Genomic DNA, 11,668 nt, shown 5'->3' with positions numbered 1-11,668 from the left:
CGACTAGCTCTTTGACATGCGTTTATCAGCGACCTCTTGATTATGTCACTTGTTGCTGGTCTTCTTGATCAAGTCCACGCCATCGTATGCCAGACTTTCCACGCTTGCAGCATTCTGCAGTATGTAATGATCAAAAAAGTTCTTCGTGTAGTCTGTAACAAGATTTCGCATCTCCATAGCATCCCGTTCGCCTCTGAGTTCCTCATTAACACTGGTAAACACGATGTCGCAGTAATCTAAATGCGCAACACGATCAACAGAGAAATAATAGGTTTCCATGCTATTGTTAGCGCCAATTATCGCATTCATGTTATAGTTAGGTTCGCAAAACAGTAGCAAGAAGGGTTTCTTAAGGTCGCTGCCCTGAAGGCCGAACGCACCGCTATCCAAGCCAATCCCGCAGGCGAACCGGTCGTCGTCCCGGCAAACCATCGCCGTCGTAGGCCCTCCATAAGAATGTCCGACTATGCCCATGCCGATGTCAAGCAACAATCTGCCCTTAAAGATGGAATTCAGCTCTCCAGAGTCCAGTTTATAAAGATAATCGGCTATATACCTTACATCTTCTGCCTGTAATTCGCTATACTCTGTTAACTTGGCAAGTATCGGCAGTGTAAGCACGTTTTGGCACATCTCAATGGCTGTTTCATCGTCAGGCCGCATCTTCATCTTACCAGCCAACGCCATCATCTCTGGATCTTCAGAAAACGCCATAATGACATCCGAAAAATCCTTTGATACATTAAACAGGCGCCCATCTTTACGCTTATACATCGTGCTATTCGGATGCCCGATGCTTACCACAACATATCCCATGCTTGCCAAGTCAGTACAGATCACGGTACCCCATTCTGGAGAACCGCCCCCGCCGCAAACATAGAATAATACCGGATAGCGCTTTTCCTTCCCGGAGAGAGCAAGATCGTCGTAACACTGGGTCTTGATATCTATAGAGTAAGCATCCTTCAACGGAGCGAGAAGTGGCTGCTCATCAAGCATTTCGTAGACTTCAGGAAACATGTACGTTGATGTAGTCTTACCTTCGCTACTGTCGGACGGATAGTACACAAACGCCGTCAGTTCTCTTTTTGAATGATCTGATGCCGTATACTCAAAATCCATCTGGGTTCGACCGACAGCATAGCTGCCGATTGGTTCCGGAAATGCGTCAAAAGTTTTCATTTTCTTGTTCCCCCCTAATACTAAAAGTGGCGAATGTGAAATACATACATTGCGCTATGAGCGCTTTTCAAAACTGTGAAACGATTACATCCAATCCTCAGTGAATCTTATCTACTCCTTGGCTTTCTTGAGATCGCTAACCATTTCAGTATATTTATGATCTTCAAGCAGCCCATGACTCATAAAGTCAGCAAAATACTTGCTAATCTTATGTTGCAGCTTAGAGTCCTTAATATCGAATTCCCTAAAAAACATGACTAAATTAAACTGCATCGACTCAAACATAAAAGAAATCAGGTCGTCGTCAATATCAGGTCGGAGATATCCATCAACCCTCATTCGGCGTAAAATATCCTTGATTAAGGGGAATGACTCCCCCTTTAGCACATTCAGATATATTTTAAGCAAAATGTTCTCAGGAATGTATAAAAGTGTTTCAGTGAGTTTGATTTCCAACTCATTCAGTGGCTCGGTCACAATGCCATTAACGTTACCAAATAAGCCAGTAAGGAAAAACTGGAGGAGGGAATCTTCATTACTGTTATTAAAAAACGCAGCTCTTTTCTGGGTCACATTACGTATTAAGAGACAATATAGGTCATCTTTGTCTTCAAAATACCGATAAAATGTTCCGGGATGCATGGACATACGATCCAAAACCATCTTCATAGTTATATCCTCGTAAAGATGATCAACAAAAAGATGCATAGCGCTATTAGATATTTCCTCGCGCCTTGCTTCATCTAAACGAAAGAAAGTACTTTTTGGCATAGATAACTCCTTTATGTGGGGTGTGAATTGATTCACACTATAACGGTAATTCATTCACGTGTCAAGCAGTGTTGCGAAATATTAATATCATAATAAAAGATTTATATGGTGTGAAAAGGACGGGACGAACGGTTACAGAGTAAAGTGTTCATCTTATGACCTGGCAGCATCTTTATAAAAAATATCTAATGAACGACGGTATCGGTTTCCGCCTCTTTTTTGTTAACGTCTTCGGAAATGGTACGCCGCGTGCTAGAGCGAAGAAGATGAGCAGGGCAATAATCGAGCCAACGATGGCTGGAATAATATGAAATCCGCCAATCACCAGCCCCTTGATCCCAGCAATTCTGTTCCTAACCAGGAACCGATAAAACCCGCAATCATGTTCCCAAGTACACCGCTCGGTACGTCCCGCCCAAACAAGTTGCCGCTTAACCAGCCAATAAGTCACCAACAATGAGTACCCAGAGCAGATCCATGGATTGTTCTCCATTCTTCGGGTTTACTTACTAGTTATGTTGAGCTCAGTGGAAAATACCTCATCTTCCAGTTGGTGGAGGAATCTAAAGTGTCTGTGCTAAGATGAGGGTAAATGATGATTCAAGCTGGGGAACAAGGCTAGAAGGGGTGCACATTGAAGAAAATACTTGTCATTGACGATGAAGCCGCAATCAGGGATTTAATTGAGCTCGTACTGAGAAGAGAAAACTACGTCGTTCAAACGGCTGAAAACGGAAAAATAGCCCTGCAGCTGCTGGATGCTTTTGGACCGGACCTGGTGGTGCTTGACTTGATGCTGCCTGACTGCTCCGGATATGACCTGTGCAAGGAAATCACCGGGAAACGTGCCGTTCCTGTGATCATGCTCTCTGCCAAAAATGAGGTGATCGATAAGGTGCTGGGACTAGAGCTAGGGGCGGAAGATTACATGACCAAACCCTTTGACAATCGTGAATTGCTCGCTCGGATCAAGGTGATTCTGAGAAGAAACGAGAGCAAGGAGGAATCAAGTGAAGGAACAGAAGTGAAATCTACACGCATCATTCATGAAGAGCTGACATTTGATCTGGAAAGCCGAAGGGTGCTGAAAAACGGTGTACCCGTGTCTTTAACGGCCAAAGAGTTTAAAATTCTGGAAACGTTACTCAAAAGGCCGGACAAAATCTTTACCCGGGATGAGCTGCTGCAGATCGGATGGGGATATGACTTTATGGGAGACAGTCGCAGTGTGGATATGACCATCATGCGATTACGGAAGAAGCTGGAGGATAACGCGGACGAACCGAAGTATGTCAGGACGATCTATGGATTTGGCTATCAACTTGGAGGTGGCGAGGCCTGAAGTATGCAACCCGGTTACTGCTGAATTATTTATTTTTCTCCGTGCTGTCCTTTGGCATCATCATTTTTGCGGTGAATAAAGCCATCGATCACTACAGCTTCATTACCATTGAAAAACAGATGATGGAGAAGGCGGATCTGTCCGAGTTGTCGTTCCGTGAGGTGTTGGCACAGCATAGATCATCGACAGGAGAACCGCAGACAGAAGAAATCGTCAGACTTGCTCTGGAGAAGCTGAAAGCTTCAGGCAAGGAAGTACGCATCTATGATAGCTCCAAGCAGCTGCTGGGCTTGGCTGTGGATGGCATCATCATTAATGATGGCAAACCTCTTATTTTTGAAAAGAATATCGAGAAAGCCCTGAGCGGCAGTTACGCCTACACCGTAACGGAAGATCATCTGCTTTATTTTGCCACTCCCATTCAGGATCAATACTACCAAAACGCTTATGTGTATGAGTTCGTGGAGGACATTTCCTACTTTTATGCGATTATGGATCAAATCCGTTATGTCCTATTTGCGGGTGCAGGCGGATTTATTGTACTGATTACGTTATCCAGTCTGTGGATTGCCCGCAACACAACCAAGCCGATTAAGCTGTTGCTTGGCGCTGCGCAAAGTTTCTCTAGACAGGAGTTTCGGAGAGTTCATCTAAACCGGAAGGATGAGCTGGGCATGCTGGCGGATGGGCTGGATTCCATGGGGCGGCAGCTTCATGATTACATTCAGTACCAGAAACAATTTGTCTCGAACGTATCTCACGAGCTAAAAACACCATTGGCTGCCATTCGTGGTTTCTCTCAATACTTGGTTGAAGGGGAGAACGAGAACAAGGAGCTGCAAAAAGTCTATGCTCATCTGCTGCAGGAATCGGATCGGCTGACGCGCTTGATTAATGAACTGTTGTTGCTATCCCGATTCGACAAGGCTGGTTCTAACGAACTGGAAGTAGAGAAGACGGAAATGAACGAACTGATTCAGCAAGTCGCAACGAGTCTGGGTGCCAAGGCCAAAGAGAAAGGAATCGAGATTATGTTCAGGGAGGCGGAGGCGGAAGCGGAACCGGAGGATAAGCTTCTGACGAGAGTCCACGCCAACGTGAATCCAATGCTGATGTCCCATGCGATCGCCAACCTTGTGGACAATGCCATCAAATATTCAGGCAGTCCATCGCTAATCGAATTGAAGCTTACACATACGCCAAGCGAGGTCGTTATACGAATACGTGATCAAGGTATCGGTATCGCGGGCGATGAGCTGGAGAGAGTGCAGGAACGCTTTTACCGGGCGAAAAATGCAAGCACAGCGAACGGTTCAGGTCTTGGACTTTCGATTTGCAAAGAGATTGTAGAGCGGTTTAATGGATATATCGACATGGAAAGCCAAATCGGGGAAGGAACGACCGTTACGATCGTGTTACCCCGTGCGTAAACACGCGCGAAAATAGTTAACGTTACAAGATTGATACAATTCTGTTATGAGACTAAAAAATGCTTTTTTTATAATCACTTCATAAGAAGAAATCACACATTTATGGAGGGATCATGATGAAATTGATAAACAAAGCTACAGCTGTTATCCTGCTGAGTATTTTGCTAACGATGGCGATGACGGGCTGTTTGTCCAATGGGGCCAAGTCGCCAGAAGCGGTGCAGAACTCGGCTGAAAAAAACACGCCCGACGAACAGGCCAAAGGCGAAGGAGCATCCAATTCTACTGCGCCTGCTTCAGAAAATTCGGAAGGACAAAGTGCTGAAGCTATTAAGGAAGGTTCCATGGAGAAGGAAGGCAATGTGGTGCTGAAGGAGCTTGCTTTTGTCTATAATGAGCACACCATTGCGATTTCGGATACAGCCAATGAAGATCAGATGGAACAGATGCTGGGCAAACCGGAAAACCTGAAATCTCATACGTACCGTGCCGGCGATGGAACAAACATGGATACGTTAATCGGTTTTACAGAAAAGGTTTATACGTATCCTGGTCTGGAGATTAAAACAATCAGTATACCGGAGGGGAAACAAGACTCCATCTTTCATATCGAAATTACAGATCCTAAGTACGCGACAGTGCGAAACATTAAAACAGGAGATAGCCTGGATACACTCAAAAACGCCTACCCTGAGGGGAAACTGCTTGGTGATGGAGCCCCTAATGAGGAGGATGACTTCCGTTACGAGCCATCCAATTATGTGGATGTGATGTCGTTTCATATCAAAGATGGCAAGGTGGAGAGCATTCAGATCTACAGCCTCCTGGACTAATATTTAGTGATCGATGTTGGTAAGCCATTCATACGATTCACCTTTAATACCTGCCCGGGAGAGGGGCAGGTATTTTCACGTTTATTGTCGGTAGACAAGAATATAGACCCATTGAAAGTCGCTTTATTAGCGGCTTTTTTGTATTATCGGTACAAGTTCTTGTCCCGAGCCAAGGACAAGAACTTGTACCGATTGCCGAAAAGGACAAGAACATGAGCCAATTACCGATTAGACTATGTTTCCATGCAAACTCATTAAGCTAACGGGCAGGATAATTGAAGTTCAAACACATTGAGCCTTACCACAAGTGACGGTGAAATTTTTGGCTTCACCGTGTATAAAAAGGCAGGAGGTGCCCTTATCCTGCCTTCTTGCGTGTTTTAGATTTTGGTTTCTACTGTACTAAATTATCAAAATCCGGCTGCAATTTGTTCCGCAAAACATACAGCATGATGGCACCGACAAGGAATGCGACGACATCCGCAATGACGAGCGACCAGATCACCCCGTGAAAGCCGTTCATCCAATTGGCGATATAGAGCACAGGAATCAGAGTAACTCCTTGAATAATGGACATAATAAACGCGGCCGTTCCTTGCGCTGTTGCTTGGAAAATCCCCGTAAATAACGTGGTCATTCCTGTAATGAACAAGGATAAGAATGTCACATGCAAAATGTAGCTGCCCATTTCAATTAATTGCGGGTCATTCGTAAATAAACCGATTAAGTGGTCGGAAATCAGATAGACGATGACACCGAATACGACGGCTAACGCCACAATCGTTTTGATCGTAAATCCAATGGTTTGCTTCATCCGTAATTTATTCGCTGTAAAAGAAAAGGCAATGAGCGGTACGACTCCCTCGCATAAGCCCATCAGAATAAACTCAGGAAATTGCAATAAACGTGATGAAATTCCGTAAGCCGCTACGGCTGGATCTCCATATTCAATAAGAAAACGATTTAAGATGAGCGACATTGCACCCAAAAAGATACTCATAATAAAGACGGGAACTCCGATTTTGAATACATTGCTCAGAATCTCCTTGGAAGCCTTGAACCATTTTACGGAGACGGTTAAGAATTGGCTCTTGTATCCAATATGGAAGGCGTAGAATACACTAGCAACCAAGTTGGAAATGACCGTAGCAGACGCTACACCAATCACATCCCAATGAAAAACGAAGATGACGAACGAATCGAGAATAATATTGACGACCACACTGAGAATCATACCGATCATCGATGTGATGGCTGCACCCTCCGAGCGCACGATATTCTCCAGCGTGAAGAATAATACGATGATTGGTGAACCGATAAGCATAATCGTGACATAGTCCTTCGTGAATCCGAAGGAGTCAGGCGTTGCCCCCAGACCATAAACGATGGGATCGATCAACGGAAGACCGATGGCCATCACAATCAGACCGAGAACCAAACTGCTGTAAAAAGCGAATGAAGATACATGCTTTACATCATCATATTTTTTCTCACCCAGCAAACGGGAGATGAATGTACCGCTACCCATGCCAATCAAGTTGCCTAGCGCCATAATAATTGCGAATAACGGCAAGGTTAATGCGAGTGCGGTTAACATGGCGGTATTGTCAAGTGTACCAAGGAAATAGGCATTCAAGATGGAATAGATGACACTCATTGACGTGCCTAGCATCATAGGTACAGCGAAGTGAGCTACGGCTTTTGCGACCGGGGCTTTTTCAAAGTAATGGAGGTTTTCTGCATCCATGCGGGTCACTACTTTCTTTATTTATTCTAGGTCCACTCTTACAGTGTTAGATTGAACCTTACAGTGTTAGATGATATCATGAACCTATGAACCTGTAAAGAATAAACTTACACTGTTAGATAAAAGGACGGAGAACGATGAAAAAACAGCAACCTCAGATTTCGGAGGATAGGATTTTGGAAGCCTCGTGGGAGTTACTTGGTGAGGAGGGGATCGAGAAATTCAGCATGAGACGATTGGCCGTTAGGCTAGGGATTCAGGCTCCCTCTATATACTGGTATTTTAAGAGCAAGCAGAATCTCTACCAGCGTCTGGCCAACCAGGTATCGAAAATCATTCTGGAGGAGTACCACTCCGAGGGGGACTGGAAGGAGCAGCTGAAGGGACTTGCGGTAACGGTCCGAAGCGTGCTCAGCCGGTATCCTTGCTCCACGCAGCTCATGATGTCGACGCTGCCCCACGAACCGGACATCATCCGGTTCACCAACCGTATGCTGCTCTGCGTGGAATCGACGCCGCTTGAGCAAGAGCAAAAAATACAAACGGTTCTTACGATTATGAATTATGTCTTCAACTTCGTTCTGGATGATTATGAGCACCAGCGCAATGTCTCCGCGATTCTTAAGGACCATGGAGCGGGAGCGCTTCCGGGTGAGGAAATGACTCGCCTTCTGGATTCCATGAGCGAGACGGATGCGGGACTGTTCCGGAGAATGTTCACGAACGGGCTGTTCGAACTAATGGGTACCGACAAGGCGTTCGAATTCGGCTTGAAGCTGATTCTGCTCGGGATTGAGCAGGTGATAAAGGAGCAAGAGAAGTAGGAAGTAAGAAACGCCCATCCGGTGATCGGATGGGCGGTTTTGAATAGGCTTACCATTTAGTCGCACCAAAATTCGCGCTCTAGATGATACGTTGAACCGTATCATAAGTAAGGGCAAGTTTTTTGCGGAATTTCTAGGAAGCTATGGATTTGTATATATGTGTGCAGGTTCCGGAATATGGTAACGTTTGAAAAGGTACATAGGGTTATCGTATTTTGGAGCATCCTCGTTACATCGCATTAGGGCCTTTTGTGATTAGAGCCATCACAGTGATGTTCATCTGAATTTTAGAAATTAAAAGATAGGTGGATTAATGAATCTTTGGAGGTTCAGACTTCATCGTATCGTTAAGGTGGGTCACAAAAACACCTTCGTTCGGGCCAGGGTTATTTCGAAACATTTTCGCTTCTTCGACCAGAACTTCGTCTGTATCCATACCAAGTACTTTTATCGTCGCATCAATGAATGACGAAAGTGGCATCGCACGCGGTTCATCGTTGTTGCTCTGAACCCACGGTGGCACAACTTCTATCACTTTTACCGAAGTGTCTTTGAGCATGTATCTTTGAGACAGCGTATAGTTATGAAGCGCTGCCTTTGTTGCGGAATATACAGCAGTTGCGGCTAATGGTACAAAACCAAGGATCGAAGTCGTGTTGATGACAAAGGCTTCTTTTTTGGACTTCAAATGGTCGATTAATACAGAAGTTAACCGAATCGGACCTAAGATCCCCGAGGCTCACAAATACGCAGAAACAGGACGCAAAAAGGGAAATGTGGCCATTACAGTAGGCGAGTGTCGGGTGACAAAAACATAGTAACATTTGAAGCCGCATAATCAGCGGCTTTTTATACACCATTTAAACTAACGGGCAGGATTACGTAACACCAGTATGAAATATAAATGGACTTGATAACGGATTAAGGACTTTAAATTTGATGAGACAAGGAGGATGAATATGGGGAGCTACGATAGTTATGCTGAGCAATATAACGGTATGGTGAGCTCGGGGGGGCCAGAGGGTTCCTACAGATATATTTGACAACAACTAAAGAATCTATCTGTTCTGGCCGACCTAAGAATTTGTGACATCGGTTGTGGTCAGGGTGAATTAGCCTACCGTTTATCCGAGCTTGGAACAAAAGTAACTGGAGTCGATTTGAGTGAAAATCTTTTAGTGTACGCCCGAAACCATCGGAAGGCTTCTTTATATTTCTTTTGCATATTCAGTATTTTCAAATGCCATCGTAAGATGCGGCAAAGGTATGCCTAACTTTTTTGCTTCTCTCACAACTTCAAGTACCGCAAAACCTGCTTTACTGTTGTTGTATTCGACGAAAAGTCGCGGTAAGCTGCCCTTTGCAAAAATAACCTTGTTAAAAAGCGGGCCGAGAAGTGCCGGTGGAATCTTGGTCAGCAGTAGAGTAATCGCGTCCATCTTTGCGCCTCTTGCTTTAAGTATGGGCATCATTTCCCTCATATGCTTACCAACATTTGCGAAGGAGTCACTATGATTCATAAGTGCTGGAAAGCTTCCGCGTTTTAACACCTCGGCCTCCATCGCCGCATTCATGGCAAAGTGATTCCATAGCCAGCTTTGCATATCCTTGATCCAACTGATTTTAAAATGGGCACTTTCAAATAGTTCTTTGATCTGGTTGTTCATCTGTTCCGTGCCTGCCCGTGGTTTCTCCAGAAATATCATTTTCAAAAAGCCGCCTCTAAGCTTATTGTCCGTGATGCCGCCCCCTGCTCCTGGAAATCCAAAGACCACCTTGTTCATAGACAATGGCGAGATCGCTGATTTTAAGTCTTGCCAAAGATTATTGAAGATGAGGATCGGGGTGTTCCCGGCGGCAGTCGATAGGAGCTGTGCTGCTGATGGAAGTTGCTCCGTGTTGACACTCGCAATAATGAGATCGTAATTTGGCCATATCTCCTCATGTAGTGTGACGTTCCAGTTTTCATTTATGAGCTGTTTCCCTTTTCGTGCGTCCCACATTTCAAGCGCGATATGGCTTCCGAAGGTTTCTTTTCTCCCTTTTCTAACGTAAAACTCAACGGTATGCCCTGCCTTTTCGAATGCCCAAGCATATTGGGTAGATATGACGCCTCGACCGAAGAATAAAATTCTCATGTTAGCCTCCCTAAAATAGTTGATAATCCTTGTTGATCATCCAACAACGTGTTGTATAATGTTATTGTATAGATTCACTATAGGGTCATCAACCATCAGATTTTTAAGATCTGTCGCATAATCGATGAAACAGAACATGGAGGCCAATCATGAATAAGCAACCTGAAATGACGGACAAAACGAGGCAAACCTTTATTAATGTATTCTGCGATTTGTATTGCCACAAACCAATTGAAAAAATATCCGTTCAAGAGATTGCCAAGCAATCAGGATATAATCGCAGCACCTTTTATCAATACTTTACGGATATTTATGCGTTGTTGGATTTCGTTGAAGAGCGTGTCTTAAAATCCATTCACGAGGAAATGGCAAGCAGGGAGCTTTCTACGCATACTTTACAAGATGCGCTTCAATGCTTGGAAAGTACAGAAGATATTTCTGTCCTAAAAGCTCTCCTCGGTGACTATGGTTCTGTTCATTTTGTTGAACGCCTGAAAAGAGAAATTCCCTTTGAAAAATTGATTGCAGACTTCCCAACAAATGATGTCTTAGCGCCATACCTGGTTGAGTTTTACATATCAACATTACTATCTTTGTTTCGCCTTTGGATACGCAACGGAAAAGATTTATCGTCGGAAGAATTGGTCAAGCTAATCGATAGCCTATTTGCAAATGGGATAAAACCGTATTACATCTTTGGCACGGTCAATGAAGGGTAAACGCGGATCAAAATGGTATTCTATACTCTATAACATGTGGCAATCAAAGGTGAGGTTTATGTTATGCCAAGTTTTTTCATAGACTGCGAAGCACGATTTTTATCGGGTGGACCTTCTCCTTCAGCACAAGAAAACAGAAGAAGTTATGACCTACTTCCGCAAGAGTACAATGTAGATAATAAGAAAGAATTTATTGAGGTTGTCAATCAACACAGTCTTTCAAAATAGCTAATTTAAGATAGCAGATGATACTTTGAAAGTCGCATAATATGCGGCTATTTTGTTTAGGCTTTAGCCAGTTGAGTGCGTGATGATCAGGGCATAGAGAAAGTAAGCACAAGGTTTACACTTCCACAAAGAGCCTATAGAAAAGGGTACACTCCAGATCATTTTTCCGTTCAAAAAGCATGGAAAGATATGTTCTTCAATGAAATCGTTCTGAATCATAGTATGGCAATTGCGTTTCTCCTTGAAGAAGGGGGATCATGAATTATTTGCAACAATCCAAAACAAAAGAATCTGTAAATTTTTTGATAATTATGATGAAGCATTTATTGGGTTGAATGAATATCCGATTAAGACCCTTATGGAACTCAGTTGTACTCAATCAACCAACTGGTGTCTGGTGGGTGCTGCCAATGGAAATCCTGCCTATCAAAAAATGGTTGAGGAAGGGCAATTG

General features: G+C 44.0%; 12 protein-coding genes and 2 pseudogenes. 8 read left to right on the top strand and 6 right to left on the bottom strand.

Annotated features, from left to right (window positions below):
* Positions 1 to 45: 45 nt before the first annotated feature.
* The 3 genes and pseudogenes from M1D70_RS15435 to M1D70_RS15425 all read right to left on the bottom strand — a co-directional run bounded on the left by M1D70_RS15435 (position 46) and on the right by M1D70_RS15425 (position 2,432).
* Positions 46 to 1,182 (bottom strand): alpha/beta hydrolase, encoded by a 1,137-nt coding sequence (locus M1D70_RS15435; protein ID WP_456287201.1) that lies wholly within the window; start codon positions 1,180 to 1,182, stop codon positions 46 to 48.
* Positions 1,183 to 1,293: 111 nt separating this feature from the next.
* On the bottom strand, positions 1,294 to 1,953 hold the full coding sequence (locus tag M1D70_RS15430; protein WP_456287200.1) for a TetR/AcrR family transcriptional regulator: 660 nt from the start codon (positions 1,951 to 1,953) through the stop codon (positions 1,294 to 1,296).
* Positions 1,954 to 2,125: 172 nt separating this feature from the next.
* Positions 2,126 to 2,432, bottom strand: a pseudogene (locus M1D70_RS15425) (GlsB/YeaQ/YmgE family stress response membrane protein).
* A 155-nt stretch (positions 2,433 to 2,587) separates the two neighbouring features.
* Between M1D70_RS15425 and M1D70_RS15420 the strand changes: the two are divergent.
* From M1D70_RS15420 to M1D70_RS15410, 3 genes are all read left to right on the top strand, one after another.
* Positions 2,588 to 3,295 (top strand): response regulator transcription factor, encoded by a 708-nt coding sequence (locus tag M1D70_RS15420; protein WP_009589506.1) that lies wholly within the window; start codon positions 2,588 to 2,590, stop codon positions 3,293 to 3,295.
* Between the two features lie 41 nt (positions 3,296 to 3,336).
* Positions 3,337 to 4,725, top strand: coding sequence for a sensor histidine kinase (locus M1D70_RS15415; protein WP_456287199.1), 1,389 nt, complete (start codon positions 3,337 to 3,339; stop codon positions 4,723 to 4,725).
* 113 nt (positions 4,726 to 4,838) lie between these two features.
* Positions 4,839 to 5,558, top strand: a complete 720-nt coding sequence (locus tag M1D70_RS15410; RefSeq protein ID WP_456287198.1) for a hypothetical protein — start codon at positions 4,839 to 4,841, stop codon at positions 5,556 to 5,558.
* Positions 5,559 to 5,952: 394 nt separating this feature from the next.
* Here M1D70_RS15410 and M1D70_RS15405 read toward each other — a convergent pair whose 3' ends face one another.
* The gene (locus tag M1D70_RS15405; protein ID WP_456287197.1) at positions 5,953 to 7,305 is read right to left on the bottom strand and encodes an MATE family efflux transporter; all 1,353 of its coding nucleotides are present in this window, start codon (positions 7,303 to 7,305) and stop codon (positions 5,953 to 5,955) included.
* A gap of 137 nt (positions 7,306 to 7,442) precedes the next feature.
* Here M1D70_RS15405 and M1D70_RS15400 point away from each other — a divergent pair, with 137 nt between their 5' ends.
* Positions 7,443 to 8,129, top strand: coding sequence for a TetR/AcrR family transcriptional regulator (locus M1D70_RS15400; RefSeq protein WP_009589507.1), 687 nt, complete (start codon positions 7,443 to 7,445; stop codon positions 8,127 to 8,129).
* Positions 8,130 to 8,439: 310 nt separating this feature from the next.
* Here M1D70_RS15400 and M1D70_RS15395 read toward each other — a convergent pair whose 3' ends face one another.
* Entirely contained in the window at positions 8,440 to 8,817 is a 378-nt protein-coding gene (locus M1D70_RS15395; RefSeq protein WP_456287196.1) for an SDR family NAD(P)-dependent oxidoreductase, read from the bottom strand.
* Between the two features lie 379 nt (positions 8,818 to 9,196).
* On the opposite strand from M1D70_RS15395, the gene M1D70_RS15390 reads away from it, so the two are divergent.
* Positions 9,197 to 9,403, top strand: coding sequence for a class I SAM-dependent methyltransferase (locus tag M1D70_RS15390; protein ID WP_456290444.1), 207 nt, complete (start codon positions 9,197 to 9,199; stop codon positions 9,401 to 9,403).
* On the opposite strand, the gene M1D70_RS15385 is transcribed toward M1D70_RS15390, so the two are convergent.
* Positions 9,338 to 10,267, bottom strand: coding sequence for a ketopantoate reductase family protein (locus M1D70_RS15385; protein WP_456287195.1), 930 nt, complete (start codon positions 10,265 to 10,267; stop codon positions 9,338 to 9,340). The genes M1D70_RS15390 and M1D70_RS15385 overlap by 66 nt on opposite strands.
* 149 nt (positions 10,268 to 10,416) lie before the next feature.
* Between M1D70_RS15385 and M1D70_RS15380 the strand changes: the two genes are divergently transcribed.
* The 3 genes and pseudogenes from M1D70_RS15380 to M1D70_RS15370 all read left to right on the top strand — a co-directional run.
* Entirely contained in the window at positions 10,417 to 10,986 is a 570-nt protein-coding gene (locus M1D70_RS15380) for a TetR/AcrR family transcriptional regulator (protein WP_009592231.1), read from the top strand.
* 36 nt (positions 10,987 to 11,022) lie between these two features.
* Complete coding sequence (locus M1D70_RS15375) at positions 11,023 to 11,214, top strand: hypothetical protein (RefSeq protein WP_456287194.1); 192 nt, start codon at positions 11,023 to 11,025, stop codon at positions 11,212 to 11,214.
* Between the two features lie 138 nt (positions 11,215 to 11,352).
* Positions 11,353 to 11,563 (top strand): annotated as a pseudogene (locus tag M1D70_RS15370) (STAS/SEC14 domain-containing protein); the annotation flags it as partial.
* Positions 11,564 to 11,668: the final 105 nt, after the last annotated feature.

It is taken from the genome of Paenibacillus sp. AK002 (assembly GCF_053903045.1).
Note: the sequence above shows the minus strand (reverse complement) of the source record. Positions and strands in the feature narration are given on the sequence as shown.

Excerpts from the sequence above, each read along its gene's own strand:
- M1D70_RS15435 (WP_456287201.1), bottom strand. The coding sequence starts at position 1,182 with ATGAAAACTTTTGACGCATTTCCGGAACCAATCGGCAGCTATGCTGTC.
- M1D70_RS15430 (WP_456287200.1), bottom strand. The coding sequence starts at position 1,953 with ATGCCAAAAAGTACTTTCTTTCGTTTAGATGAAGCAAGGCGCGAGGAA.
- M1D70_RS15410 (WP_456287198.1), top strand. The coding sequence starts at position 4,839 with ATGATGAAATTGATAAACAAAGCTACAGCTGTTATCCTGCTGAGTATT.
- M1D70_RS15405 (WP_456287197.1), bottom strand. The coding sequence starts at position 7,305 with ATGGATGCAGAAAACCTCCATTACTTTGAAAAAGCCCCGGTCGCAAAA.
- M1D70_RS15400 (WP_009589507.1), top strand. The coding sequence starts at position 7,443 with ATGAAAAAACAGCAACCTCAGATTTCGGAGGATAGGATTTTGGAAGCC.
- M1D70_RS15385 (WP_456287195.1), bottom strand. The coding sequence starts at position 10,267 with ATGAGAATTTTATTCTTCGGTCGAGGCGTCATATCTACCCAATATGCT.
- M1D70_RS15380 (WP_009592231.1), top strand. The coding sequence starts at position 10,417 with ATGAATAAGCAACCTGAAATGACGGACAAAACGAGGCAAACCTTTATT.